At 64.9% G+C, this 26648-nt stretch carries 23 protein-coding genes and 1 riboswitch; of the genes, 11 read left to right on the forward strand and 12 right to left on the reverse strand.

What is annotated here, in order from left to right; genetic code table 11:
• The first annotated feature begins 13 nt into the window (after nucleotides 1-13).
• Nucleotides 14-1348 (forward strand): MFS transporter, encoded by a 1335-nt coding sequence (locus NCS03_RS26315; protein WP_033536003.1) that lies wholly within the window; start codon nucleotides 14-16, stop codon nucleotides 1346-1348.
• A gap of 27 nt (nucleotides 1349-1375) precedes the next feature.
• On the forward strand, nucleotides 1376-2167 hold the full coding sequence (locus tag NCS03_RS26320) for an SDR family oxidoreductase (protein WP_250530113.1): 792 nt from the start codon (nucleotides 1376-1378) through the stop codon (nucleotides 2165-2167).
• A gap of 57 nt (nucleotides 2168-2224) precedes the next feature.
• Here NCS03_RS26320 and NCS03_RS26325 read toward each other — a convergent pair whose 3' ends face one another.
• Nucleotides 2225-2974, reverse strand: coding sequence for an SDR family oxidoreductase (locus NCS03_RS26325; protein WP_008346543.1), 750 nt, complete (start codon nucleotides 2972-2974; stop codon nucleotides 2225-2227).
• Between the two features lie 114 nt (nucleotides 2975-3088).
• Here NCS03_RS26325 and pdxR point away from each other — a divergent pair, with 114 nt between their 5' ends.
• Entirely contained in the window at nucleotides 3089-4567 is a 1479-nt protein-coding gene (pdxR, locus tag NCS03_RS26330; protein ID WP_250530114.1) for a MocR-like pyridoxine biosynthesis transcription factor PdxR, read from the forward strand.
• Here pdxR and NCS03_RS26335 read toward each other — a convergent pair.
• The 4 genes from NCS03_RS26335 to NCS03_RS26350 all read right to left on the reverse strand — a co-directional run bounded on the left by NCS03_RS26335 (nucleotide 4564) and on the right by NCS03_RS26350 (nucleotide 7846).
• On the reverse strand, nucleotides 4564-5184 hold the full coding sequence (locus NCS03_RS26335) for an FMN-dependent NADH-azoreductase (protein WP_250530115.1): 621 nt from the start codon (nucleotides 5182-5184) through the stop codon (nucleotides 4564-4566). The genes pdxR and NCS03_RS26335 overlap by 4 nt on opposite strands.
• A complete protein-coding gene (locus tag NCS03_RS26340; RefSeq protein ID WP_250530116.1) occupies nucleotides 5181-5645 on the reverse strand; it encodes a GNAT family N-acetyltransferase in 465 nt (154 codons plus the stop codon). The genes NCS03_RS26335 and NCS03_RS26340 overlap by 4 nt, the downstream gene beginning before the upstream one ends.
• A 152-nt stretch (nucleotides 5646-5797) precedes the next feature.
• Complete coding sequence (locus NCS03_RS26345) at nucleotides 5798-7039, reverse strand: NAD(P)/FAD-dependent oxidoreductase (RefSeq protein ID WP_250520295.1); 1242 nt, start codon at nucleotides 7037-7039, stop codon at nucleotides 5798-5800.
• Nucleotides 7040-7063: 24 nt separating this feature from the next.
• The gene (locus tag NCS03_RS26350) at nucleotides 7064-7846 is read right to left on the reverse strand and encodes an ABC transporter substrate-binding protein (protein WP_008346553.1); all 783 of its coding nucleotides are present in this window, start codon (nucleotides 7844-7846) and stop codon (nucleotides 7064-7066) included.
• A 184-nt stretch (nucleotides 7847-8030) separates the two neighbouring features.
• Here NCS03_RS26350 and NCS03_RS26355 point away from each other — a divergent pair, with 184 nt between their 5' ends.
• From NCS03_RS26355 to NCS03_RS26385, 7 genes are all read left to right on the forward strand, one after another.
• Nucleotides 8031-9032 carry an ornithine cyclodeaminase family protein gene (locus NCS03_RS26355; RefSeq protein ID WP_250530117.1) on the forward strand — a complete coding sequence of 334 codons (1002 nt, stop codon included), beginning with the start codon at nucleotides 8031-8033 and terminating at the stop codon, nucleotides 9030-9032.
• Nucleotides 9033-9075: 43 nt separating this feature from the next.
• Complete coding sequence (locus tag NCS03_RS26360) at nucleotides 9076-9729, forward strand: helix-turn-helix transcriptional regulator (RefSeq protein ID WP_033536029.1); 654 nt, start codon at nucleotides 9076-9078, stop codon at nucleotides 9727-9729.
• Nucleotides 9730-9972: 243 nt separating this feature from the next.
• A complete protein-coding gene (locus tag NCS03_RS26365; RefSeq protein ID WP_250530217.1) occupies nucleotides 9973-11463 on the forward strand; it encodes a sensor histidine kinase in 1491 nt (496 codons plus the stop codon).
• Entirely contained in the window at nucleotides 11448-12818 is a 1371-nt protein-coding gene (locus NCS03_RS26370; protein ID WP_250437653.1) for a sigma-54-dependent transcriptional regulator, read from the forward strand. The genes NCS03_RS26365 and NCS03_RS26370 overlap by 16 nt, the downstream gene beginning before the upstream one ends.
• A gap of 148 nt (nucleotides 12819-12966) precedes the next feature.
• Nucleotides 12967-13731 carry a hypothetical protein gene (locus NCS03_RS26375; RefSeq protein WP_250530118.1) on the forward strand — a complete coding sequence of 255 codons (765 nt, stop codon included), beginning with the start codon at nucleotides 12967-12969 and terminating at the stop codon, nucleotides 13729-13731.
• A gap of 48 nt (nucleotides 13732-13779) precedes the next feature.
• Nucleotides 13780-14331, forward strand: a complete 552-nt coding sequence (locus NCS03_RS26380; protein WP_250530119.1) for a hypothetical protein — start codon at nucleotides 13780-13782, stop codon at nucleotides 14329-14331.
• 79 nt (nucleotides 14332-14410) lie between these two features.
• The gene (locus NCS03_RS26385) at nucleotides 14411-15643 is read left to right on the forward strand and encodes an MFS transporter (protein WP_250530120.1); all 1233 of its coding nucleotides are present in this window, start codon (nucleotides 14411-14413) and stop codon (nucleotides 15641-15643) included.
• Between the two features lie 63 nt (nucleotides 15644-15706).
• Here the strand turns inward: NCS03_RS26385 and atzF are convergent, their stop codons facing one another.
• From atzF to NCS03_RS26420, 7 genes are all read right to left on the reverse strand, one after another.
• The gene (gene atzF, locus NCS03_RS26390) at nucleotides 15707-17527 is read right to left on the reverse strand and encodes an allophanate hydrolase (RefSeq protein ID WP_175980158.1); all 1821 of its coding nucleotides are present in this window, start codon (nucleotides 17525-17527) and stop codon (nucleotides 15707-15709) included.
• 19 nt (nucleotides 17528-17546) lie between these two features.
• The gene (gene uca, locus NCS03_RS26395; protein WP_250530121.1) at nucleotides 17547-21146 is read right to left on the reverse strand and encodes an urea carboxylase; all 3600 of its coding nucleotides are present in this window, start codon (nucleotides 21144-21146) and stop codon (nucleotides 17547-17549) included.
• Between the two features lie 174 nt (nucleotides 21147-21320).
• Nucleotides 21321-21962, reverse strand: coding sequence for an urea amidolyase associated protein UAAP2 (locus NCS03_RS26400; RefSeq protein ID WP_008346571.1), 642 nt, complete (start codon nucleotides 21960-21962; stop codon nucleotides 21321-21323).
• A gap of 22 nt (nucleotides 21963-21984) precedes the next feature.
• Complete coding sequence (locus NCS03_RS26405) at nucleotides 21985-22689, reverse strand: urea amidolyase associated protein UAAP1 (RefSeq protein WP_250457014.1); 705 nt, start codon at nucleotides 22687-22689, stop codon at nucleotides 21985-21987.
• A gap of 15 nt (nucleotides 22690-22704) precedes the next feature.
• Complete coding sequence (locus NCS03_RS26410) at nucleotides 22705-23496, reverse strand: ABC transporter ATP-binding protein (protein ID WP_008346574.1); 792 nt, start codon at nucleotides 23494-23496, stop codon at nucleotides 22705-22707.
• Nucleotides 23493-24308 (reverse strand): ABC transporter permease, encoded by an 816-nt coding sequence (locus NCS03_RS26415; RefSeq protein WP_250530122.1) that lies wholly within the window; start codon nucleotides 24306-24308, stop codon nucleotides 23493-23495. Before NCS03_RS26415 ends, NCS03_RS26410 begins: the two co-directional genes overlap by 4 nt.
• Before the next feature lie 31 nt (nucleotides 24309-24339).
• Nucleotides 24340-25410, reverse strand: a complete 1071-nt coding sequence (locus NCS03_RS26420) for a putative urea ABC transporter substrate-binding protein (RefSeq protein WP_008346580.1) — start codon at nucleotides 25408-25410, stop codon at nucleotides 24340-24342.
• Nucleotides 25411-25470: 60 nt separating this feature from the next.
• Nucleotides 25471-25570, reverse strand: a riboswitch (guanidine-I (ykkC/yxkD leader).
• Nucleotides 25571-25979: 409 nt separating this feature from the next.
• On the opposite strand from NCS03_RS26420, the gene NCS03_RS26425 reads away from it, so the two are divergent.
• Nucleotides 25980-26642, forward strand: a complete 663-nt coding sequence (locus NCS03_RS26425; RefSeq protein WP_250520302.1) for a CsgE family curli-type amyloid fiber assembly protein — start codon at nucleotides 25980-25982, stop codon at nucleotides 26640-26642.
• Nucleotides 26643-26648 lie beyond the last annotated feature (6 nt).

Below are 26648 nucleotides of genomic sequence, written 5' to 3' on the forward strand. Positions count from 1 at the left end.
ATCTGGAGACATCATGACTGCCGCTACCGTTGACCACAGCCTCGGAGAAACGCATTGGCTTGCGACTCGCAAGGCCATGGCAAGACTGCTTCCGCTGATGTGCGGAATCTACTTCCTGTCGTTCATCGATCGGACGAACGTGGCGCTCGCCAAGAGCGCTCTGGCTGCCGACCTCGGCATCAGCGCCGCGGCGTATGGACTCGGCGCCGGCATCTTCTTCATCGGCTATGCGCTGCTCGAAGTGCCGAGCAATCTGATCGCGCATCGCGTCGGGCCGCGCGCGTGGATCGCGCGAATCGCGGTGACGTGGGGCGCGCTTTCGACCGCGATGATGTTCGTTCAGGGCGAGTGGTCCTTCTACATATTGCGCGTGTTGCTGGGCGTCGCCGAAGCGGGATTGTTTCCCGCGCTGATGTACATGGTGACGCTCTGGTTCGCGCCCAAAGACCGCGCCGTTGCCGTCGGATGGATCTACACCGCGCCGTCGATCGCGCTCATCATCGGCAATCCGCTGGGCGCGGGTCTGATGCAGCTCGGCGGCATCGGCGGTCTTCACGGCTGGCAGTGGATGTTCCTGCTCGAAGGCTTGCCGACCATCGTGTTGGGCATCGTGCTGTTCTTCAAGCTTCCGAATCGTCCGTCCGAAGTGAAGTGGCTGTCCGCGCAGGAAGCGCAGGCGCTCGAAACGCACGCGGTCATCGACACGCACGGACACGCGGACCTCACCACGGCAGACTGGCTCGCCGCGCTCAAGCGCCCGACGACCGTGCTGATCGCGCTCATCTACTTCCTGAATCAGGTGGCGTTCGTCGGCCTGTATTTCTTCACGCCGTCGATCGTCGCGCAGATGCATGTGAGCTCGCCGATTCTCGTCGGCGTTCTGTCGAGCAGTGTCGGCATCGGCTTTCTGCTCGGCGTGCTGACCCTTCCGCGCATTCATCGCCGTGTGAGCAACGAATGCGGCTTTCTCGGCGTGCTGACCGCGGGCGTCGTCGTCAGTGCGTGTGCGTTCCTCGCCAGCCGGAATCAGGCAGTGCAGATTACGCTGCTCGGCATCACGGGCTTCTTTGCAGGCGGCATTCTGCCGTCGTACTGGGCCGTCGCGATGAAGCGGCTGCAAGGCGTGCAAGCGGCGGCCGGCCTCGCGTTCATCAACACGATCGGCTTGCTGGGCGGCTTCGTCGGACCTTATCTTTTCGGGCTCGCCGAAACGATGACCGGCAGAAGCGATGCGGGCTTCAACGTCGTCGTGGCTGCCTCGGTGCTGGGCTTGCTGTTGGTGCCGCTGCTCGCGAAATCGATTCACGCCGCGCAGCGTCCCGTCGCCGATGCTTCTCCCGCTCGCTGATGAACCGAACGAATGTCGATATCGAACATGAATACTTTTGAGCTTCTCAAACCGGTCCCGGGCTTGCGCGTACTCATCTCGGGCGCGGCCGCCGGCATCGGCGCTGCAATCGCGGACGCATTCGTGCAAGCCGACGCGCAAGTCTATATCTGCGACGTGAACCAGCAGGCGGTCGATGGCGCCAAAGCGCGCAATCCGAAGCTGCATGCCGGTGTCGCCGATGTCGGCGCGCGCGAGCAAGTCGATAGCGTCATCGAAGACGCGCGCTCGCGGCTCGGCGGGCTCGACCTGCTCATCAACAATGCGGGCATCGCGGGTCCCACTGCGGGGATCGAAGCCATCGATCCGGACGATTGGGAGCGAACCATCGCGACGAATCTCAACAGCCAATACTATTTTCTGCGTCGCGCGGTGCCGCTGCTCAAGGAGACGTCGGATCGCCCCGGCATCATCGCGATGTCGTCCGTCGCTGGCCGGCTGGGTTATGCGTACCGTACGCCGTATGCATCGACGAAATGGGCGATCGTCGGTCTCGTCAAGTCGTTGGCCGTCGAACTCGGGCCGAGCAATATCCGCGTCAACGCGATCCTGCCGGGCGTCGTCGAGGGCGAGCGCATGGACAAGGTGATCGCCGCGCGCGCCGAATCGGCGGGCGTCGGCTTCGATGAAATGAAAGCGCAGTACCTGAAGAAGATTTCGCTGCGCCGCATGGTCACGGTCGACGATATCGCAGCGATGACGCTGTTCCTGGCATCGCCGGCGGCGCGCAACATCTCGGGACAAGCCATCAGCGTCGACGGCAACGTCGAATATCTCTGACCATCCGAAAAGCGCAACCGAAGCGGGCGCCGGGCACGGCGGCGCCCGCCGTCACACTCACGCGTGCGCGCGTGCCAGCCATTCATCCAGACCGATGCCGCCGCGACGCGCTTCGCCGGTCGGCACGAGCGAGTCTTCGCTGATCGTGCCGCCGAAGTACGTCGCGTCCGGATCGACGACGATCTCGCGCACATCGCCCTTCGCCTTCAGATACCGGCCGATGATCCGATTGAGCGGCGCACGCTCCGGCCCCGCGATATCGACGATGCCGAGCAGCGGCGCGCCGAGCGCGACATCCGCGACGATCGCGGCGACATCGTCCGCGGCGATCGGCTGAAACTGTCCCGGCGACAGATGCACCTTGCCGTCCTGCATGCCGGCATCGGCGATGCCGCCGAGAAACTCGTAGAACTGCGTCGCGCGAACGATCGAATACGGCACGCCCGCTTCGGCGATCAGTTTCTCCTGCGCGGCCTTCGCGCGGAAATAGCCGTTGTCCGGCATGCGGTCCGTTCCGACGACCGACAACGCCACATGATGCTGCACGCCCGCCGCGGCCTCGGCCTTGCCGAGATTCGTCGCCGATGCGCGGAAGAAGGCCATGACGTCGTCCGGCGCCCACGAAGGCGCGTTCGTCAGATCGATCACCACTTGCGCATCGCGAAGCGCTTCATGCAATCCTTCGCCCGTTACGGCATTCACACCGCTGCGCGGCGAAGCGGCGACGGCCTCGTGACCCTTCGAACGCAGGATCGCGACCGTTTTCGCGCCGATCAAACCCGAACCTCCCATGACGACGATCTTCATGATGCACCTCGTGCTTAAAGTGAAAAGACAGTGAACGTGAAGTCATTGTGTGAGAATCATGGCTTAGCGAAAAGGGACAAGAATCGTCGATCGAACTAGTCCATGAGACATGTCATGCCATCAGCCGACCATGCGTTGAAGATAGCAATCGACCGGCATGAGGCCGCGCCGATTTACCTGCAGATTTGCGAGCGCTTCAAGACGGCCATTGCGGCGGGTCATCTGAAACCCGGCGACCGCGTGCCCGCGTTGCGCGGCCTCGCGACGCAACTGAACATTGCGCGCGGCACCGTCGAAACAGCCTATACCATTCTCGTCGACGAAGGCTATCTGCAGATGCGCGGCGCCGCGGGCACGTTCGTGTCGTCGTCGCTGCCCGAAGCCGCGACGCCGTCGGGCGCGCGCAAGGACCGCGAGCGCGGGAACGCGCCGCGCACGGCACGCGCAACGCGCGCCGAACCGGCGGCCGAGATCGGCCACGATGCGAAGCCGCTGCGTCCCGGTCTGCCCGCGCTCGATGCCTTTCCGCGCAAGGTATGGAGCCGTCTCGTCGCGCATCGCGCGCGCAGCGGCGATCTCGCCACGCTTGCCTATCCCGACCCCGCCGGATATCGGCCGTTGCGCGAACGCATCGCGACATATCTCGGCCTGTCGCGCGGCGTGGCGTGCGGTCCGCAGCAGGTTTTCGTGACGAACGGTTATCGCGCGACGCTCGAACTCGTGCTGCGCGGTCTCGCGAAACCGGAGGATCGCGCGTGGTTCGAAGAGCCCGGCTATCTGCTCGCGCGTAACTTTCTTCTCGATGCCGGCATGCGGCTCGTGCCCGTGCCGACGGATGACGAAGGGCTCGACGTCGATGCCGGCATCGCGCTCGCGGCCGATGCGCGTTTCGCGTTCGTCACGCCAGCGCATCAGAGTCCGCTCGGCGTCACACTGTCGCTCGCGCGGCGCATGAAGCTGCTCGACTGGGCGAGCCGCGCGCAGGGCTGGATCGTCGAGGACGATTACGACAGCGAGTTCCGCTACGCGGGCCGCCCGTTGCCGGCGCTGAAGAGCCTGGATCGCGACGATCGCGTGATCTATTGCGGCACCTTCAGCAAGGTGCTTTTTCCGGGCCTGCGGCTCTCGTATGTGGTCGCGCCCGGCCGGGCCGTGGAGCGCTTCGGCCAGGTCACGGCGAGCATGAACGCGGGCTCGCCGTATCTTTATCAGGCGGCCGTGGCGGACTTCATCGCGCAGGGGCATTTCGCGCGGCATCTGAAGCGCATGCGCGCGCTGTATGCGCAACGGCGCGAGTGGCTTGCGACGGCGATACAGAAGGCGTTCGGAGATCGCGTGAGCATCGGGTTGCCGACGGGCGGCATGCATCTCGTCGCGATCTTCCGTGCGGATCGCGACGGTCCCGTCGACGATCTGGCGATGGCCGCCCGCGCGCGGGAGGCGGGTCTCGCGGTGCTCGCGCTGTCCGCGTGGTATCTCAACGGGCGAAGCAAGGAAACGTTGCGCGGGATCGTCGTCGGCTTCGCGAATGTCGCCGATGCCGGCGAAGCGGCGCGTCTCGCGCGCATGCTTCGCCGGGCGTATGACGGTTAGGGCGTGACGGTGTCGCCGTCGGATGCGAAGAGCGCGTGCCTCGCGATGTCCTCGCGCGCGAGATCGAGCGCCTGTGCGACGGCTTCGCTGCCGCGCACGAGGCCTTGGAGCGTCACGAAGCGCAGGTCCTGCAAGCCGATCGAACCGAGCGCGTAACGCAGGTACGGCGTAAGGAAGTCTCGCTGACGCGCAAGCTCACCGCCATGAAATCCGCCGGAACCGACGATCACGAACGTGGGCCGGTCGCGCATCAGACCGACCTTGCCTTCGGGCGTCGAAACGAACGTGCGGTGAATGCGCAGCACGTAGTCGATCCATAGCTTCAGCGCGGCGGGCACGGTGAAGTTGTGCATCGGCGTATTGATGATGAGCGTGTCGGTGGTTTCGATTTCGCGGATCAATTGTTCGGAGATGTCGAACTGCGCTTCGTCCGGATGGCGCGACGTGATGGCGCGCGCGTAGTCCTGCGTGAGCGGAGGCAGCGGCGTTGCGGCGAGATCGCGTTTCACGGTATCCACGCGCGCACGCTTGCGCAACGTATCGATCATTTCGAGCGCGAGCCGGTAGCCGTGACTCGCGTCGCCATGCGGGCTCGCGTTGATGAAGAGCACTTTCATCGCGCGCGCTCCTCGCCGGGCACAGCCAGCGTCTGCACAAAATGCATGCCCTTGGCGAGCAGGCCGTTGCGGTAATAAAAGCGCTGTGCGAGCGCCATATGCAGGCCGGTGTCGAGCACGAAGTGGGCGCAGTGTTCGTCCCGTGCGATCCCGCGGACGGTGTCCAGCAAACGGGCACCGATGCCGCTGCCTTGCAGACGCGCCGTGACGACGAGATCGTCGACATAAACGAAGCGTCCGTACAGCGTGTTCGTCTGCGTTCGATACCCGGCGAGGCCGAGAATCGCGCCTTCGTCGTCACAGGCGGCCAGCAGCCGATAGCTTTCCTCGCGTTGACGGCGCAGTTGTGGGCAAAACGTATCGGGGTCCGTAAGGTGCGGCCGGAGTTCCTTCATTACGTCGAAGGCGCGCGTCCAGTCTTCGGGGGTATCGAGGTGTCGAAAAACGATCGATGTGTCCATGCGTGTTCTCCACAATGCATGACACATACATTACCGATGCGATGGCGCAGTCTGAAGGGCCAAGAAACGCGCTTCGGGGTAGGCCATGACGGCGTGCTCGATCGCGCGGGCGATGCTGCGCCGGATCGGAAACGTTCGCCGCTCGACAAGTGCTAGAACCTGCCCGCGCGATACGGAACTGGATCGGTGAAGCACGCTTCCCCGTTCATCAGCTCGCCGACAAGCCTGCCCGTCACCGGACCGAGCGTGAGGCCGTGATGCGCGTGCCCGAACGCGAACCAGAGCCCGCGATGGCGATCCGCTGGTCCGATCACCGGCCGCATGTCCGGCGTGCAGGGCCGAAGCCCGAGCCACGGCGACTCGTCGATGCGCGCCCCGAGGCCGAACACCGGTCGCGCGATCCGCTCCGCGCGTTCGAGTTGCACGGGGCTCGGCGGCCGGTCAGGGCTCGCGAGCTCGACGCCGGTAGTCAGACGCAAGCCGCGCCGCATCGGCGCGACCACGTAGCCGTTCTGGATATCGACCACCGGCCGCGATAGCGCGGCGCGTCCGTCGGGTGCGTAGTGCATGTGATAGCCGCGCTTGGCCATCAACGGGATGCGGTATCCGAACCGGCGCACGAGGTCGCCGGACCATACGCCGAGCGCCACCACCGCCGCCTGCGCTTCGACCGGTCCGCTCGACGTCATGACGCGCCAGCCGCTGCCCGATGGTTCGAGCGTCGCGGCGTCGCCGCTCAGGAAGCGTCCGCCCTCGCGCTCGAATAGCGCCGCATAGCCCTTCGTCAGCGCGCCCGGATCGATGACGCTGCGCGGATCGGTCCAGTGCATCGCGCCCGCGTATCCGCCATCGAGCGATGCCTCCAGCCGATGCAGCGCCTCGGCATCGAGCACCTTCAAGCCGAGCCCGTGCTCGCGCGCGATCCGTTCGGCGGCGCTTGCTTCGCGCTCGAACTGCTCGCGCGAGCGATACGCTTCGAGCCAACCGGTGGGCCGCACGAGTTCGGCGAGACCCGCCCGCGCGATCAGCGCCTCATGCTCGGCCACGCTTCGCTGAATGAGCGGCAGCATGTCGCGCGCGGCGGCGGCCAGACGCGCGGGCGCCGATTCCCACCAGAACCGCGTGAGCCACGGCGCATACGCGGGCAGCGAGCGCAGGTCGTAGCGCAGCGCGGTCGAGCGATTCATCGCGAACTTGAGCACGGTGCCCCAGTCGCGCGGAAACGCATAAGGCACGACCGACGACGCCTCGATCAGGCCCGCATTGCCGAAGCTCGTCGCCTCGCCGGGCGCGCGGCGATCGACGAGCGTCACTTGCCATCCGCGCTGCCGCAGATGCAGCGCCACGCTCACTCCCACGATGCCCGCGCCGAGCACGATCACGTCCTGAGCCATTTTTTCCGATGCCTGATGAAGTGCCTATTTCGCAATGATGTCGCGTTTGAAGTACTTTTGCGACAAAGCGCTCAGTGTGCCGTCTTTCTTCAGCGAATCGAGCGCCGCGACGACCTTCGCCTTCAACGCCGCATCGTCCTTGCGCAAGCCGATGCCGGTGCCTTCGCCGAGCGTGGACGGGTCGGTGAGGGCGGCGCCCGCGAAATCGAAGTTCTTGCCCTCGGGTTTCGCGAGGAAACCGTCGATGGCGGTCTGCACTTCCTGCACCGCGCCGTCGAGCCGTCCGGCGCTCAGGTCCGCGAAGATCTGGTCCTGGCTCTGGTACGTCACGACCTGCACGCCTTCGCTCGCCCAGTGCTTGCGCACGTAATCCTCTTGCGTCGAGCCTTGCAGCACGCCCACGGACTTGCCCTTGAGGCTCGCGGGTGTCGGCTGCAGCTTCGCGTCGCGGCGCGCGACCATCTGGATCGGCATGACATAGACGGGCGGCGTGAAGTCGATCACCTGCCTGCGTTTGTCGGTGATGTTCATCGCCGAATTGATCGCGTCGAACTTGCGCGCCTGCAGCGCCGGAATCAGCCCGTCGAAGCTGTTCTCCACCCATACGCACTTCATCTTGATGCGCTGGCACACAGCGTTGCCGATGTCGATGTCGAAGCCTTCGAGCTGGCCCGCCGGCGTCTTGCTCTCGAACGGCGGATAGGAGGCCTCGACGCCGAATCGCAAGGTCTGCGACTCCGCGTGCGCCAGTCCAATTGTGAACGCGAGGCTCGCCGCGCCCGCGAAGCAGATCATCTTCCAGTTCATTGTCGTCACCAAGGTCGTTTGTGATTCCGCACCGTCTCTGTCTTGCGCCAGGCGCGCGGGGTTGTCCGCGCGCCCAATCGAAATATATACGAAAAATAAAATAAAAGTCTAGAATGGACAAAATAGTCTACGTCGAAGCAGTCACGAAGCAATCGCTCAACGGCCACGAACCGGAGGTTTTCGAATGATTTCCTTGCCCGAAGAAGCGCGCGAGGCCGCGCCCGGCGCGCAGATTCCTTTCATCGTTCACGAAGAGGAAGTGAGGCGGGCGCTGCCTTCGCTCGATATCCGCGGCGCGCTCGAAGAGATGTTCGCCGCGCTCGGTGATGGCGAAGCCGTTCAGCCGCCGCAGACGCTCACGCTGTTTCCGCGCGATGCCGGCGATTTCATCACCTATCTCGGCGTTTTGGCGAAGCACGAGGTCTTCGGCGCGAAGCTCTCGCCCTACATCGCGCAGCCTGGCGCGCCGATCGTCACCGCCTGGACCGCGCTCATGTCGATGCGCACCGGCGCGCCGCTGATGTGGTGCGATTCCGCGCTCCTCACCACCGAGCGCACGGCGGGCACGACGGCGCTCGCGGTCGACCGGCTCGCGCGCGTATCGAGCGAGCGGCTCGCGGTCATCGGATCGGGAAGCGTCGCGCTCGCGCATCTGCGGCATGTCGCGCCGTTGCGCGGATGGTCGGAGATCCGCATCCATTCGCCGCGCCTCGCAAGCGATGGCGAGCGTGCGGACGCGCTGCGGGCGCTCGATGCGCGTGTGCGCGTCGCGGCGTCGGTTGACGAGTGCGTGCGCGATGCGGATGTCGTGATGCTGTGCACATCATCGGGCACGCCGGTGCTCGCGCTCAATGCGCTCACGAAGCCTGCGCTTATTACCTCCATCAGCACGAACGTCGCGCGCGCGCACGAGATCGACGCGGCCGCGCTGAACGCGCTCGATGTCTACTGCGACTATCGGCGGACGACGCCCGCGAGCGCCGGCGAAATGGTGATCGCGCGGGAGCGTCACGGCTGGTCGCCCGATGCGATTCGCGGCGATCTTGCAGAGCTTGCGCGCGGCGCGTGTCCCGCACCTTCGCATGAGCGCGCGGTGTTTTTCCGCTCGATCGGGCTCGGCCTCGAGGACATCGCGGTCGCGCACGCGCTGTATGTTCATCTCGCGAAGCAGCGCGCGGCGGCCTAGCGGTATCATCGCCATTCGCCGTTCCGAACTCATGCCGACTTCCATGCCCCGACGCAAGACGCCGAAGCCCGATGACGCCGCTCGCGAATCGCTGCTCGCGCGCTACGCGCACATCGCGGACAGCATCACGACGCTCTTCTTCCCCTATGCGGAAGTGGTGATCCACGATCTCTCCGACCAGACCATCGCGTACCTGTCGAACAATCTCTCGAAGCGCGAGATCGGCGACGACTCCGCGCTCGAAGATGTCGAGGAGACCGCGCGCGAGCGCCTCGTCGGTCCGTACGAAAAGCTCAACTGGGACGGACGCCGCATGCGCTGCGTGAGCACGGCGCTCTTCGACGACGCGGGCAATGCCGCGGGCGTGATGTGCATCAATTTCAACATCGCGGCGTTCGACGAGATGCGCTCGACGCTCGATCTCTTTTTGCGTGGCGCGGGCGTCGTCGCGCAGCCTGTCGAGCTTTTCAAGGACGACTGGCAGGAGCGCATCAACACCTTCCTGCATGGCTGGCTGCGCGAGCGGCAGATCGCGCTCAACTCGCTCACGCGCGATCATCGGCGTGAGCTCGTCGAGGCGCTGCACGCGCAGGGCGCATTCAAAGGCAAGAGCTCGGCGAACTATGTCGCCAAGGTGCTCGGAATGGGCCGCGCGACGGTCTACAAGCATCTGCGCGAGATGAAGGACGGCGGTTGAGGCGCTCTGCTGCCGCGCACGCAGCTAACCACGCGTGTACGAAGTGCGCGTGACGGAGCTTTCGTCCGCGATGTCGCTCGAGTTTCCCGAACCGATGCGCGCCGATACGCCATGCGGCGATGGTCGCTACCTCCAGAGGTAGCGGGGAAGAATAGCGACGAAGCGCGGAACGTGGATGGATTCTGTCGATGGCAGAATACTTGCTTCCCAACGCGCTCACTTTGGCTCGCCGGTAAACCGTCCATGCCGAGACCGTCGTTCTCAACTCAACTCTTCACGCTCTGGCTTCTGGTCGCCGTTCTGTGCGGGCTCTTGAGCGGTGCCGTATGGCTCACGCTTTCGTCGGCGCTTGGGGAACGCGTGGTCGTCGCGAAGGAGCAGGCTGCTGCAGCATGCGAGGCGGTGGCCTCGCGCTACGACATGTCCATGCAGCATCCCGACGCAACCAATGTCGATCTCATGCACGCGGTGCTCGATCTGGTTCTGATACGGACCGAGGGCATCGAAGGCGGGTTCTGGGCGAAAGAGCCGGCATCCGGCGCGCCGAACGGCTTCCTGGCCTATGCCTTTCCGACCTATGGCGGGAGCGGCATGAAACGAGACGTTCCCGAAGCGGAGACACCGCTTATCCTGCGCACGCTTCAGCACGCAGCCAGCATCGGGCAGATGCGCGCCGATGTCGTTTCGAGCGGAACGGACGCCGTCATCGCGATCGCTTGCCCCGTGCCGCGCCAAGCGGGCCTGCTGGCCTGGACGCTCACGCGCGCGCGGCCGCCGCTCGGGCCATACGGACAGCGCGCAGCGGCCATCCTCGCCGGCGTGCTCTCGGTCATCGTCGTGCTCGCCGTGTTTCTGGCGCTGACGCTCAAGCGCTGGAAGCACAACCTGACCCGGCTTGAACGCGCGCTTGCGCCAGAGGGCGAATTCGAGCGCGGCGAACGGCTGGAACGGTTGGGCGAGCGTGATCTGGATCAGATCGTCGAAGCCCTCAACCGCTACGTCGCGCGTGCGGAGCAGCTCAAGCGGGACGCAGACGCACTGAACGCCCAGCTCGCACAGGCCGAACGGTTCAGCACGCTCGGCAAAATGGCGGCGCAAATCGCGCATGAAATTCGCAATCCGGCTGGCGCCATGCGTCTGAAGGCCGAGAACGCGCTGGCAGGCGATGCTGCGCGCCGCGAAGCAGCGTTGAGGTCGATCATCGAGCAGGTGGGCCGTATCGAGTCGCAGGTGACGAGCCTGCTCGCGCTGACGCAGCCCGTTTCGCTGCAGACGCGTGAGGTCAGCCTGCACGCATGGCTCGACGACATTATTCATACGCATGAGCCGGGCGCCGAACGCCGTGGCATCGCGCTCGGCAAAGATGTGGACGTCGACCAAGACGCAGGCATGCCGATCTTCGATCCCGTGCAACTGGCGCGCGCGCTCGACAACCTCATCCTGAACGCGCTGAGGCACGCGCCGTCTGGCACGCAGGTAATGCTCCGCGCACGCGGCGTCGAGTCGGCGAACGGGAAGCGGCTTCGGCTCACGGTCATCGATAATGGTCCCGGCGTCGGCGCGGCCGAGCGCGAACGGATCTTCGAGCCATTCGTGACGGGGCGGCCCGACGGGTCCGGCCTGGGCCTTGCCGTCGTGCGGGAGATCGCGTCGGCGCACGGCGGACGTGCTTATCTCGACGACGACTCGAACATGACGTGCTTCGTGATCGACTTGCCATGGCGACCATATTAATCACCGACGATGACGATGCCTTCCGCGAAGGACTCGTGGAAACCGTGCAAGACCTCGGCCACCGGGCGATCGAGGCGCGCTCCGGCGAAGAGGCACTGCATTGGCTGCGCGCGAACCCGGCGCCCGAGTGCATCTTTCTCGACTTCCGCTTGCCGGGCGCGGACGGTCTTGCGGTGCTCGAGTCACTGCGTGCGATCGCGAAGCTGCAAGCCGTGCCCGTCGTCATGCTGACGGCCCACGCCACGAGCGACAACACCATCGGCGCGATGCGGCTCGGCGCGTTCGAACATCTGACCAAGCCGGTCGGACGCGATGAGATCGTCGCGCTGCTGGAGCGGATACTATCGGCGCAGCGAAGCTCCCCCCTCACGCCCGCATTCAGCGACGACGTGACTTCTCGCGAGCCGCGACTGCTCGGCGTAAGCGAAGCCATGCGCGACGTGCAGAAGCGCCTGGGCCGCGCGGCGGGAACGAACTCGACCGTGCTGATCACCGGCGAGACCGGGACCGGCAAGGAAGTGGCCGCTCGCGTGCTCCATCGCGCCTCGGCGCGCGCGAACGGTCCCTTCGTCGCGGTGAACTGCGCGGCCATTCCCGAAGACCTGCTCGAAAGCGAACTCTTCGGGCACGCGCGAGGCGCGTTCACCGGCGCTCAGGGCGAGCGCAAAGGCCGGATCGAAGAGGCGCACGGCGGCACGCTGTTTCTCGACGAGATCGGCGACATGCCCCGTTCCATGCAGGCGAAACTGCTGCGCGCGCTACAGGAACGGCAAGTCACGCCGCTCGGAACGAACCGGACAATATCGGTCGATGTGCGCGTGATCGCGGCAACCCATCGCGATCTTGCCGCGATGGTCGAGGCGGGCACGTTTAGACAGGACCTGCTCTTTCGCCTCAACGTGATCCCGTTGCACATGCCGCCGCTACGGGAGCGTGTGGCCGACATCCTGCCGCTTGCCGAGCACTTTCTGGAAGCTGCATCGACCGAAGCGACGCGCAAGCATCTCTCCGCCGATGCCCAGCGCCTTCTGGCCACTTTCCTTTGGCCAGGGAACGTGCGCGAACTGGCCAACGCGATCGAGCGGGCGAGTGCGCTTGCGCCGGGGCAAGTGCTCACACGCGAAGATTTCGCGTTTCTCGTTGCGGCAAAAGACAAAACCGGCGAGGCAATTCCGCCAGCGCTGCTCGAGCTTCCGCTTACGGAAGCCGTTGCGCGGCTCGAACGCGCGCTGATTACTCACGCGCTGGCTGCGTCGGGTGGCAACCGCGCGGAGGCGGCAAGGAGGCTCGGCATCAGCCGTCAGTCGCTCTATACGCGGATGACGAGTCTCGGAATGTCCGACGCGTCGTCGTAGGGAAACGAGTGTCAACGAATCGGACAGGCGATGTCCGTTTCGTTGACACATCGACGATCTTCGTTCGCGCAAGACGTCGAAGTCTTCAGCATTCTTCGAATGGCATAGCCCTTGCAGAACACTCCGCGCCACGCGAAAGGAGTGAATCATGCAATCGACCCAGCCAGCCAATCGACGAATCGCCGTTCGCCTGCTCGGCGCGACGAGCCTTGCCGCCGCCCTCGTGATGAGCGCGAGTTGCGCAGCGCAAACGAGCGCTGTGACGGCGCCGCCGCCCCCGCCGCCGGTCTCCGCAGACGCGCCGCCGCCTCGGCCTCCGGGCCTGGCCCCGAGACCGATCTCCAACGCGGCCTCGATGTCCACGACGCAAGCGACCGTAGCGCGCTTTCTGACGAATCCCGATGGCGACGTCGACGGCTTTCTCGCCAGCGACGGGACGCTCGTACGGTTCCCGCCGCACATGAGCGCGCAACTGACTTCGACGGTTCGCCAAGGCGACAGCGTGCAGTTGAGCGGCTGGCGCGATGAAGGCGGCAACTTCATCGCGCAACGCATCGCCGACACGCGAAGTGGACAGCAACTGATCGATCAGCCGCCGATGCCCGGCGCGCTACCACTTCCGCGGGAACTGCGCGGCGCCGGTCTCTCGCGCCTCAGTGCGCAGGGGCAGGTGGCGCACGTGACGACCGCGCCGCGTGGCGAGCCCGACGGCGTGATTCTCTCCGATGGCACGGTCATCAAACTCACGCCTCCGGTCGCACAGCAGTTCGGAAGCCTGGTTCGAACGGGAGCCACGGTTTCGGCGCGCGGCTATGGCACGCGCAATCAATACGGCACGGCGCTTCAGGCGACGTCGTTCGGTTCGCCGGGCAATCTCACGCAGATTTACGACCGTCCGCCGACAGCGCCCTGATCGGCGCAAGCCTGACCTACCCACTCACGCTCATTCAGGAGTAGCAACATGCATTGGATCGATCCCGCCAGCCTTCCCGAGACCCGCGGAAAGGTGACACGTTTTCTGCTCAATTCACACGGAGAAATCGACGGCCTCGTGCTCGGCTCGCGTCAGGTTCATTTTCCACCGCATCTATCGAAGGAACTCGCGCGGCATGTCGCGCCGGGCGATCAGGTCCGCGTGCGCGGGATAAAGCCGCGAGACGCGGACATCATCGCCGCTGTCTCGCTGACATCGAAAAGCGGTGTGCTCATTCGCGACGAAGGTCCGCACGCTAACGGCGAAACGCATCAGAGACCGCATGTCGAGCGCAAGGCGATGGAAGCGTCGGGCGAGGTCCTGCTGTCGCTCTTCGGACCGAAAGGCGAATTGCGCGGCGCCTTGCTCCACGATGGCACCTCGTTGCGCATGCCACCGCACGCCGCGGCCGAGCTGGCCGATTACCTGAGTCCGGGCGCGCATGTCCACGCCTGGGGGCACGGCGTCAGGAACAGGCATGGTCGGACGATCGAGGTCGATGAAATCGCCCAGCTCGTCGACGCGCCTGAAAACGGTTGAGGGCGATCCCAAAGTCTCAAAGCGAAGCCCGCGCTCGGAACCGACCAAGGCCCAACGAAACGGACGTCATTGGTGAACCATGAATCCCTCATACGCGTTAGAAGGGCTGAACTTCTTCATGGCGGACGTGCAGGCGGGCATCGGGCCGTTTCTCGGCGTTTTCCTGCAGGCGCACGGCTGGCATGCGGATGCGATCGGGACCGTCATGACGTTGGGCGGCATCGCCGGCATGCTGGCCACGTCCCCGGCTGGCGCATTGGTCGATGCGACGCATCACAAGCGCGGCGTCATCGTCATCGCAGGCGTGATGACGACGCTTGCATCGCTCGTGCTAAGGGTATCGCACAGCTACTGGATGGTCGCTGCATCGCAGATATTCACCGCGGTCACGGGCGCTGCGCTCGGTCCCGCCGTCGCCGGCATCACGCTGGGAATCGTGCGCGAGAAAGGATTCGACAGGCAGTTCGGCCGCAATCAGGTGGCCAATCACGCGGGAAACGTCGTAGGCGCCGCGCTGTCCGGCTGGCTCGGATGGCGCTATGGGTTCGGCGCGGTGTTCGTGCTCGCGGGCGTGTTCGGCGCGATGACGGTGATTTCGACGCTGCTCATCCGGCGCGATGCGATCGATCACGACAGCGCGCGCGGCTTGAGCAGTTCGTCCCCGACCGGACATGAACAGGCGAGCGGATTTCGCGTGCTGCTGACGTGCCGGCCCATCTTGCTCCTCGCCGCCTCGCTGGCGATGTTCCATCTCGGCAACGCGGCGATGCTGCCGCTTTACGGGCTCGCGGTCGTGGCGGCGCATCAGGGCGATCCGAGTGCGTTCACTGCGCAGACCATCGTGATTGCGCAACTCGTGATGGTCGTCGCGGCGGTCTTCGCGAACCGCCTCATCCAGCGAATCGGCTACTGGGGTGTGATCCTGATCACGTTTCTCGCGCTGCCGGCGCGCGGACTCGTGGCGGGAATGCTTATCGAGGCATGGGGCGTGTGGCCCGTGCAGGCGCTCGACGGAATCGGCGCGGGTCTGCAAAGCGTCGCGGTCCCCGCGTTGGTCGTGCGCTTGCTGCAGGGAACCGGACGGGTGAACGTGGGGCAGGGCGTCGTGATGACCGTGCAGGGCATGGGCGCTGCGCTTAGCCCGGCACTGGGCGGCGTGCTCGCGCAGCATTTCGGTTATGCAACGGCGTTCTTCGTGCTGGGAGGCGTATCGACAGGCTCGCTCGCACTCTGGCTCATCTTCGGCGCTTCGCTCAAAAAGGCGTGCGGGATTCACCGCGACGTCGCGCAAGATTCCTCTCTGGCGACATGAATCCGCTTTTCCTTTGCCGGGCCTTGCGCTCGCTACAGACTGCGCGTTGACAAATCCGATCGATCAACCAGGCGCGGCTTGAAGATGCCGACCGTCGAGCCACGCGCGCCATCCGCCGAACGCCGATATGTCTTCGGCGGATTGCACCGCGTACGGCTCGCAGATGAAACCGGCCGTCCACGAACCGTCCGACAGCTCGACCTTGCCCAGCCCGAGCGGAGAAGGAATCGTCGCGAGGAACGATCCGAATTCCGCGCTCGGCATCTCCCAGACCTCCACGGCGATGCCGACGCCATCGTCCGCGACGCGCCACATGCCTGGCCTGCGCGTGCCGTCGGCCGATGCGGGCAACGCGCATAGCCGATAGCAAGGCGCGGTGCGCGTCGCCCGCACGAGACGCGCGCCGCGCGCGACGAGATCGCGATTGAGCGGCAAGCCCTGCATGTGCGCGCCGCATACTGCGACCGTCATGCGATCGTTGGCCGCCGCGCCGTGCGGACTCGCATCGACTTCGCCTCCCCCGACGCAGCGCATGCCGCTTCTGCGCTGAAGCAGATCGGCGACGCCGAGCAGATATTGATCCGTGAACGCGCGGCCGAAGACGGTCACGCCCCACGGCAATCCGTTCTCCATGAAGCCGGCGGGCGCGGCCACCGCCGCATAGTCCAGCAGGTTCATGAAGTTCGTGTAGTAGCCGAGCAGCGAATTCGGGCCGATGGGATCGCGCTCCAGTTCAGCGAGCGTCACCGGTCGCGGATACGTCGGCGTGAGCACGAAGTCGAGCGTATCGAGCGATGCATCGCATAGCGCCTTCAGATCCTGCAGCCGATACTGCGCGCGAAACAGCTCCACGGCAGTCGCGCCCGGCGCTTTCGCCAGCACATCGCGAATGACGGGCAGCACGGCATCCGGCTGCGTCGTCATCAACTCGCCCGTCACGCTATAGCGCTCGGCAACCCACGGTCCCTGATACAGCAATTGCGCCGCCTCGACGAACGGCTGAAAGTCGATCTCGACCGCTTCGCCGCCCGCCGCTTCGAGTAGCGCACGCGTTTGCGCGAACAATGCGGGGCTTTCGCTGCAGCCCGCGAACTCCAGTTGCGCGGGCACGCCGAAACGGAACGCGTGCGGCGTGCCGAACGCACGCGCCGCGTTCCATTGCGGATTGCGTCGGCTGTATGCGTCGCGCGGATCGTGCCGCGCGGTCAGCGCGAGCAGTTCGCTGGCTTCGGCGGCGGTTGCCGTGAAGAACGTCACGCAGTCGAGCGTACGGCATGCCGGCACGACGCCCGCGGTCGAGAGCAATCCTTTCGTCGGTTTGAGGCCGACGAGATTGTTCAGCGCGGCAGGCACGCGTCCCGATCCGGCCGTGTCGGTGCCGAGCGCGAAGCTCGCGACGCCGAGCGCGACCGCAAGCGACGACCCCGCGCTCGATCCGCCCGACGGATACCCGGGATGCACGCTGTTGCGGCACTTGCCATACGGCGAGCGCGTGCCGTTGAGACCGGTCGCGAACTGGTCGAGATTGGTCTTGCCGAGCGGAATCGCGCCGAGCGCGATCAACTGGCCGACGAGCGTCGCGGATTCATCGGGCGTGTACGCGAACGCGGGACAGCCCGCCGTCGTTTCGATGCCCGCGAGGTCGATGTTGTCCTTGATCGCGAACGGAATGCCGTAGAGCGGCAAACTGTCCGGATCGTGGCCTTCGAGCCGATCGACGAAAGGCGCGATCTCTTCTTCCGTCAGCAGATGGATGAAGAGATTGAACTCGGGATTGAGCGCGGCGGCTTTGTCGCGCAACCGGGCGATGAGCTTGCGCGGCGTGAGCGAGCCTTCGCGATATTCGCGGCGCAGCGTGGAGAGACGCAGATCGAATGTCGACATGGTTTTCCGTTGGATAGATTCAGTGACGTTCGATGACCGCGATGCGCTGTCCCGCGCGCAGCGGAGAACCCGGCGCGACATGGATCGCGGCGACGGTGCCCGCGCACGGCGCGCAGACGGCAATCTCCATCTTCATCGACTCGATGACGAGCAGCACGTCGCCCGCCGCGACTTCATCGCCAGGGGCCGCTTTCACTTGCCACAGGCTGCCCGCGATCTCGCTGTCGATGGCGACTTCGCCAGCCTTGAGCGGTGCGAGTTCGGTGTCATCGACGAGTGGCGCATCCTGCGCGTCTTCCGATGCGCCCGCTTCGCGCCAGCGCTCGCGTTCGGCCTGAAACGCCGCTTGCTGACGCGTGCGGAACGCATCGATGCTCGACGCTTCGTCTGCGAGAAACGCCTGATAGTCCGGCAAGGACAGCTCCGTTTCCTCGATGCGCAGCGGATAGCGCCCGAGCGGAAAATCCGCGCGAATGCGCATGAGTTCGTCGGCGGACACTTCGTAGAAGCGGATCTGATCGAAGAAGCGCAGCAGATAGTGCTGGCCGCAGAAATCCGCGGTCTGCGCGTAGCGGTTCCACATCTGCAGCGTGCGTCCGACGAACTGATATCCGCCCGGACCTTCCATGCCGTACACGCACAGATACGCGCCGCCGATGCCGACCGAGTTCTCCGCCGTCCACGTTCGCGCCGGGTTGTACTTCGTCGTCACCAGACGATGACGCGGATCGAGCGGCGTCGCGACCGGCGCGCCGAGATACACGTCGCCGAGACCCATCACGAGATAGCTCGCATCGAAGACGATCTTTCTGACGGCATCGATGGAATCGAGATCGTTGATGCGCCGGATGAACTCCAGATTGCTCGGGCACCACGGCGCATCCTTGCGCACCGTCGTCATGTACTTGTCGATCGCGAGCCTGCACGCCGGGTCGTCCCACGAAAGCGGCAGATGCACGATGCGCGACGGCACGCGCAGATCGCCTTGCAGCAGCACTTGCGCCCACGCTTCTTCGACGATCGCAAGCAGACGCGCGAGCGGCAAGTCGTCGGGCCGGTAATGAATCTGCAGCGAGCGGATGCCCGGCGTCAGATCGACCACGCCGGGAAGCGCCTGCGATTCGAGCGACTGCATCAGCGCATGACCGCGAAAGCGCGATACGAGATCGAGTTCCGCCGGGCCGATTTCGAGCAGCAGATGCGTATCGCCGGACACGCGCGCGACGAGTCTTTCGCGGCCCGATCCGCTATCGAGCACGATGGGCGAGGTCAGCGCCGCACGTCGTTCGGTCACTTCGCCGCGTTCGATATCGAGCGATTCGATTTCACGCCGCCGCCGCCGCGCGGCCTCACGCGCTTCGCCGATCTCGACGGGAACGAAGCGGACCTTGTCGCCCGCCTTCAACTGGCCGATCTGCCACAAGTCCGCTTCGATGATCGTCACCGGACACACGAAACCGCCGAGGCTCGGGCCGTCGGGGCCGAGGATCACGGGCATGTCGCCGGTGAAGTCGATCGCGCCGACGGCATACGGATTGTCGTGAATATTCGACGGATGCAGGCCCGCCTCGCCGCCGTCCTCGCGCGCCCATTCGGGCTTCGGCCCGATCAGGCGCACGCCGGTACGGCTCGAATTGAAGTGCACTTCCCATTCGGTATCGAAGAAGCGTTCGATATACGCCGCGCTGAAATACTCGGGCGCGCCATGCGGACCATAGATGACGCGGATCGTGCGAACAGGTTCGAGGCGCAGCGCATCGCCGAGCGTCGCGCCTGCTTGCGCGTCGCCGAGCGGATAGACGTGCAGCACGTCGCCGGCGCGGATCGCGCGTCCGCCGTGTCCGCCGAACTGGCCGAGCGTGAACGTGCTGCGGCTGCCGAGATACGACGCGACATCGAAGCCGCCGCGCACGCAGAGATAGGCACGCGCGCCCGCGCCGCGAATGGTGCCGAGCGCGAGCGTCGAGCCCGCCGCGACATGGATGCTGGTGTGCATCGGCTGCGCGATATCGTCGAGCGTGACCGGAATGTCAGCGCCCGTGATCGCGATCACCGCATCGGTATTGAAGCGCAGCGTCGGGCCGCTCATCGTCACTTCGAGCGCGGCGGCGTCGGCGGCGTTGCCGATGAGACGATTGCCGAGGCGCATCGAGCGGTCGTCCATCGGTCCCGACGGCGGAATGCCGACCGCCCAATAGCCGAGCCGGCCCGGATAGTCCTGCACCGTCGTCTGTGTGCCGCCGCTAACGACGTCGATCGTGCTCGCGCGATACTTCAGCGCTTCGAGGCAGCGCGTCCACGGCTCGCCCGACGCGAACGGCGCGTCGCCGATGATCTGCCGCAGATAGTCGCGATTCGTCTCCACGCCGTAAAGCCGCGTGTTCGCGAGCGCCTCGTCGAGCGCGTGGCGCGCTTGGTCGCGCGTCGGCGACCACGCGATGATTTTCGCGAGCATCGGATCGAAGTAGGGCGGCACTTCGCATCCGGCTTCGATCCACGTATCGATGCGCAGCGCGCGGCCATCGGCTTCGGGGAAGGCGACATCGGTCACGAGGCCGGGGCTCGGTTTGAAGTCGCGGCCCGGATCTTCCGCGTACAGGCGCGCCTGGATCGCGTGGCCGCGCGGCTTCAGGCCCGCCATCAGCGAGGAAAGCGGCGCGAGCGTTCCAGCGGCGAGTTCGATCATCCAGCGGACGAGATCGACGCCCCAGACCTGCTCGGTGACGCCGTGCTCGACCTGCAAACGCGTGTTCACTTCGAGGAAATAGAACCGTTCCGCCGCGCTGTCGTAGACGAATTCGACCGTGCCGGCCGACCGGTAATCGACGGCCTTCGCGAGACGGATCGCGGCATCGCACAGCGCAGCCGATACGCCTTCGGGCAACGATGGCGCGGGCGTTTCTTCGAGCACTTTCTGATTGCGCCGCTGCACCGAGCAGTCGCGCACGCCCAATGCGATGGCGTCGCCTTGGCCGTCGCCGAAGACCTGCACCTCGAGATGCCGCGCCCGCTCGATGTACTTCTCGAGGAACACGCCCGCGTCGCTGAAGTTGTTCTCGCCGAGACGGCGCACGGCGTCGAAATGCGCGCCGAGTTCGCCCGCGTTCCAGCACACGCGCATGCCGATGCCGCCGCCGCCCGCCGTGCTCTTCAGCATCACCGGATAGCCGATGCGCTCTGCCGCAGCGAGCGCGGACGGCAAGTCGTCGAGGAGGCCCGTGCCTTCGAGCATCGGCACGCCTTCCTTCGCGGCGATTTCGCGGGCGGTGTGCTTGAGGCCGAACGCGCGCAATTGCGCGGGCGTCGGTCCGATGAACGCGATGCCCGCCGCTTCGCACGCTTCGCCGAACGCCGCGTTCTCCGACAAAAAGCCGTAGCCGGGATGAATCGCCTGCACGCCTTCGGCACGCGCGATGTCGAGGATCTTCGCCGTGTCGAGATAGGTCGTCGCGGCGGGACCGTCGCCGAGCGAATGCGCAATCGAGGCTTCGCTTACATGGCGGCTAGCGCGATCCGCTTCGGCATACACGGCGATGCCGGTGACATCGAGCGCGCGCAAGGTTCTGAGAATGCGGCAGGCGATCGCCCCGCGATTCGCAATCAGGATCTTCTCGAACATGGAAAGGGAAGGGTCGTTCGGAGGCGGGCCGTCCCGCCGTGAGCATGGCGAGCCGCGGTCGTCCGCGGCCGCGATCGCTTCAGCGATAGCTTCGGTTCAGTTGTTCGCGCGTGGTCGTGCAGCAGCGTCCCGAGCGAACGAGCATGACGTGATAGATCCAGCTGCGAATGCGCTTCAGTTCCATATGATCAGCTCCGCGGGTGTCGGGTTATAGGCGTTGCACGGATTGTTCAGTTGCGGACAGTTGGAGATCAGCACGATGACGTCCATCTCCGCGCGCAGCTCGACATACTTGCCCGGCGCCGAGATGCCGTCTTCGAAGGTCAGGCCGCCTTCGGCCGTCACCGGCACGTTCATGAAGAAGTTGACGTTCGCGCCGATATCGCGCTTCGCGAGCCGTCCGTCGTGCGCGCATGCACGCAGGAAGTTGTCGCGGCAGCTATGCATGTAGCGCTTCTCCAGCGCATAACGCACCGTGTTGCTCTCTTGCGCACATGCGCCGCCGAGCGTGTCGTGACGGCCGCAGGTATCGGCGACGATCGTCAGCATCGGATTGCCGAGATTCGAATACAGCACCGAGCCGGACGTCAGATAGAGGCTCTGCTGCCGACGCAACGTGCGTTGCGGATCGAAGCGTTCGCGCGGATCGTGAAGGCTGTAGAAGAGCGTATCGACGGCCTGATTGCCCTCCAGATCGACGATGCGCAGCGTCTGCCCCGCTTTCACTTCATGCAGCCACGGTTCGCCCGCGGCGAGCGTTTCGCGATACACCGCGCTTTCTGGATGTTTTTCACTGACGGTAAGCGCTTGGGTCATGTTGCTCATCTCTCAGGTTCGCTCAAAGGAAAAAGCGTTCGGTGTTGATGAAGCCGCGCACGTTCTCTTCGCATGCGGTACGGCAGATTTCCGCGACTTCGGGATGCGATTCCTTCAGTTCCAGCTTGACGGGCTTCGGCGAGTATTCGGGATGCGGGTCGAGCGGATGCTGGATCGCGGTCAGCACGACGAGCGTGTTCATCGGCGCATACAGTTCGACGTAATCGCCCGCTTTCGAATTGCCGGGCACGAAGGCGAGCGCGCCATCGCTCGTCACGTCGATGCGGCTGAAGAGATTGAGCGTCATCAGCAGGTCGGAAACGTCGAGGCCCCACTTGCTCATCTCGACGAGCAGGTTGTCGGTGCCATTGCGATAGAAGCCGTTGCGCAACTCCTGATAGCGGCCCGCGCCGTATCGTTCGAACACTTCCTGCGCATTCGATACCCCGCCGATGCTGTCGTGCCAGCCGCATGTATCCGCAACGATGGCGGCCAGGACGCGCCCCATGTCGGAATAGAGGCAATGGCCCGTGGTGAGCTTCGCGGTGTGCTGGCACTTCAGCGAATCCGGCAGATTGAGCCGCTCGCTCTTTTCGGCCGCGTTGACCATCATCACGCTGACGTTCGCGCCGCCGCGAATATCGGTGATGCAGAGCGACTGTCCGCGCTTGACGATCAGCGATGTATGACCGCCACCGGGGACCGTTTCTTCGAGTAACACTGTCATGGCGTGGAGCTTCCTTTAGTCGGAGACGAGTTCGATGCTGGATGCGCCCTGCACCGCGGCCTGCGCCATATGCACCGCCGATGCCGAGGCGCGCGTGCGGTCGAGCGGAATGTCGTAGGTGATGCGCGCGCCGTACGCGCCGGGCGCTTGCGGATCGACGCGCACCTTGTCGAAGACGAGCACGCGGCTGCCGAGCGTGAAGCCTTCCTTGAGGTCGTGCGTGACCATGAAAATCGTGAGCTTCGATTCGCGCCACAACTCCGACAACAGCACATGCATGTCCTTGCGGATGCCGGGATCGAGCGCGCCGAAGGGTTCGTCGAGCAGCAGCACGCGCGGCTTCATCATCAGCGCCTGCGCGATGGCGAGCCGTTGCTGCATGCCGCCCGAAAGTTGCTGCGGATACTTGTCGAGCGCCGCGCCAAGACCCACGCGTTCGAGCATCGCGGCGGCTTCGTCGCGTGCGGCGCGTCGTTGTGCGCCGAAGAGCCGTCCCGTGAATTTCGCGCGCGGCAGTTCGAGACCGAGCATCACGTTGCGCAGCACGCTCAGATGATCGAAGACCGAGTAGCGCTGAAACACGACGCCGCGATGCGCGTCCGGTTCGGCGGGAAGCGGTTCGCCGTCGAGCAGAATCTCGCCGCGCGTCGCCCGTTCCTGTCCGAGCAGCAGGCGCAGAAACGTGGACTTGCCGCAGCCGGACGCGCCGACCATCGAACAGAATTCGCCTTCCTTCACGGTGAGATTCAGCCGTTCCAGCACGACCTGATCGCCGTAGTTTTTCCATACGTTGCGAACGACGATCATCGCGCGCCTCCGCCGTACCACGGAAAGCACCACTGCGTGAGTCGACGCAGCAGTTCGTCGGTGAGCCACGCGAGCAGCGTGATCCACGCGACGTAGGGAAGAATGAGATCCATCGACAGATAGCGCCGCACGAGAAAGATGCGATAGCCAAGCCCGTCGGTCGATGCGATCGCTTCCGCTGCAATGAGAAAGAGCCATGCGGCGCCGAGCGAAAGCCGGATCGCGACGAGCAGACGCGGCAGAAGCTGCGGCAGCACGAGCCGCAGAACAAGCGTCCAACTGTTCGCGCCGAGCGTCTGCGCCTTGATCCACATCTCGGCCGGGATTTCAGCGGCGCGCGCGTGCAGATCGCGAATGATCATCGGCGTGATGCCGATGACGATCAGCACGACCTTCGACAGTTCGTCGAGACCGAAGACGATGAAGAGAATCGGCAGCACGGCGAGCGGCGGCACCATCGATATGACGGTGATGAACGGCGAAAGCGTCGCGCTTGCGAGCGGAAACGATCCCGTCGCGATGGCCGCAAGGAGCGCGATCGCCGCGCTCACGACGAGCCCGATGCCGAGCCTTCGCAAGCTCGACGCGGTATCGGTCCAGAGCAGATACTCGCCGGTGCGTTTGTCTTCGGCGAAGGCGGCGGACTTCATCGCATCGCTCATCTGCGTCGCGCTCGGCAACAGCTTGTCGTCGGGATTGTCGGCGAGCCGCATCGAAGAGCCGGTGAAATACACCGCGAGCAGCACGACGAACGGCAGCAGTAACAGCATCAGCGCGCCGGTCCTGCTCGGATGTCGATTGATGAGTCGCATGTTGGCCGCCATGTAGTAGAACCTGAAGCGCTCAGAGCTTGCCGGCCGCCGCCATCTCGACGTAGGCCGGATCGAAGCGCAGCTTCACGTTGTTCTTGTTGCCGACGACGACGCCCTTGTCGAACGCCATGCCGACGGCATCCGCGCTCTTCGCGTCTTGCCCCAGCAGGCCGTGATCGAACGAGAACTTGGCGACGCGCGTCATGATCTTCGGCATGTCGGGGCTGGTCACGAATTCGAGCGCGGCCTTCGGCGTGTAGAAGAGGGCGGTGGTCGAGAGCTGGCCTTTGAAGTTGGCGAGATCGGTGCCGGACGCCTTGGCCATCGAAGTCAGCGCGCTCGTGGTTTCGGGGGAATCGCCGTGCATCAGCGCGACCATCTCGAACCATGCGCCGGTCAATGCCTTGCCGAGCGCCGGGTTGTCCTTCAGCGTCTTCGTATTGACGACCATCATGTCCATGATCTCGCCGGGAATCTTGCTGGAGTCGAAGACTTCGGTGACGTTCGGCTGCGCCTTCAGGTCGGCGAGCATCGGATTCCATGTGACCGTGTTATGCACGGTGGGCGTGGCGAATGCGCCGGAGATATCGGCGTCGGACGTGTTGACGACCTTGAGATCGCGCTCGCTCATGTGCGCGCTTTCGAGTGCGCGTGCGAGCAGATAATGCGAGACCGAGAACTGGACGAGGTTGATCTGCTGGCCTTTGAGATCGGCGATCTGCTTGCCCTTGCCCTTCATGAGCACGCCGTCGTTGCCGTTCGAGTAATCGCTGACGATCAGCGCCGTCGAGTCCACGCCGCCCGAAGCCGGGATCGTGAGCGCGTCCATGTTGGTCATCGCGCAGCCGTCGAACTTGCCGGCCGTGTATTGATTGATGGACTCGACGTAGTCGTTCAGCTGGACGACATCGATATTGATGCCGTACTTCTTCGCCCACTTGGAGACGATGCCCTGCGTCTTGGCCTGGCCCCACGGCATCCAGCCCGCGTAGATAGTCCAGCAGACCTTGAAGTCGTTGCGCGGCGCGGCGGATGCGGCGCTGGACGCGAAAGCGGCGACGGAGAGTGCGGCGATGCCAAGAAAGCGAGCGAGCTTGCGCATGAGGTTGACCTCGAAGGAGACGGTTGGCGACGGCAAGGGAGCAGCGCGACTCATCGCGTTCTCTCCCGGGCTTTTATCCCGCCGTGTAACCTCGCCTGAGGTCGACAGCTCTCGGACCAGCATCCGCGTGAAGCAGACCGGAACCCTAGCCGTCCATTTCCAGATTGTTCGATGAACCGGATGATGCGCCGGCTCCTTGCCATCCCCTCTAAGCGGGAATCGTGCCAACAGTTTTTATGGCTGCTGGCGGCGTTGCGCAGGTTCGGACGGAGCGCATTGCCCATCCGCGGTGAAAGCGGCGCACGTTTGATGTATCGGCTGCACCAACATCGGGCGTCGTCCCTGGTTGCCAGCAAACGTTTCCTTGGGTAGACGCGCGAAAACATCGGCGCAACGCTTTTAGCCGATGCGTCGTTGCTTGCGATTTTCTTGGCATGAATGTGGCGCGGACAACATAGCCATTACCGGTTATTACGGAGAATCCGTCTCGTCGTACAAATAAAAACGAAGCGTTTAAAACAGACCGTCTGAAGGCAGCACCATAGCGGCCAAAGACATACGGGGAAGTCATGCAGCGTGAGAAGAACAACGCGCCTGTCAAAGGGCGGGTCATCGCAGTGTGCATCGGGGTTTCGATCGGCGCGATCAATGCGAATGCGCAGGATGCGGAAACGCAGCCGGCCGCGCACGTGAACACGGCGTCTCAGGCTCAACCGCTCATCTCGCTGCCCAGCACGCCGACGCCCGGTCCGGTCGGCAACACCGGCGAATTGCCGGCCGCCAATGGCGCGCCTCTCACGCCGCGCGGCACGGTGAATGCCGCATCGTCGCTCGACAAGAGCGCCACCCTCGCCGGCACGGCACGCTCGCGCACCGTCGATATCGAAGGCAAGCAAGCGCTCGACGATACGCTCGGCGGCGTGGTCACGACCGACACGGTGACGCTCGCGGGGCAGGACTTCTACACCTGGTTCGCGCAGGCCTGGGGCGCCATCCCGCTGTCCGAGCGCTACATCGTTTCGGTGCACGAGCGGCCGTCGCCGCGCTACGGCAGTCTCGTGTGGGTGGAGTACGGCCAGCGTCGCGTGTTCCAGGCGTTCCTGCCGATTGCGCGCTCGAACGTGAAGCCGATTGCCGAAGGCGCGGCGCAGATCGCCTTTCAGAACGTGATGCAGGCGGACCTGACCCGTCTGCTGTTCCGCGACGCCGACATGGCGATGGACGAACTATAAAAAAAT

The sequence above is a fragment of the Caballeronia sp. ATUFL_F1_KS4A genome (assembly GCF_023630905.1).
Classification (GTDB): Bacteria; Pseudomonadota; Gammaproteobacteria; order Burkholderiales; family Burkholderiaceae; genus Caballeronia; species Caballeronia zhejiangensis.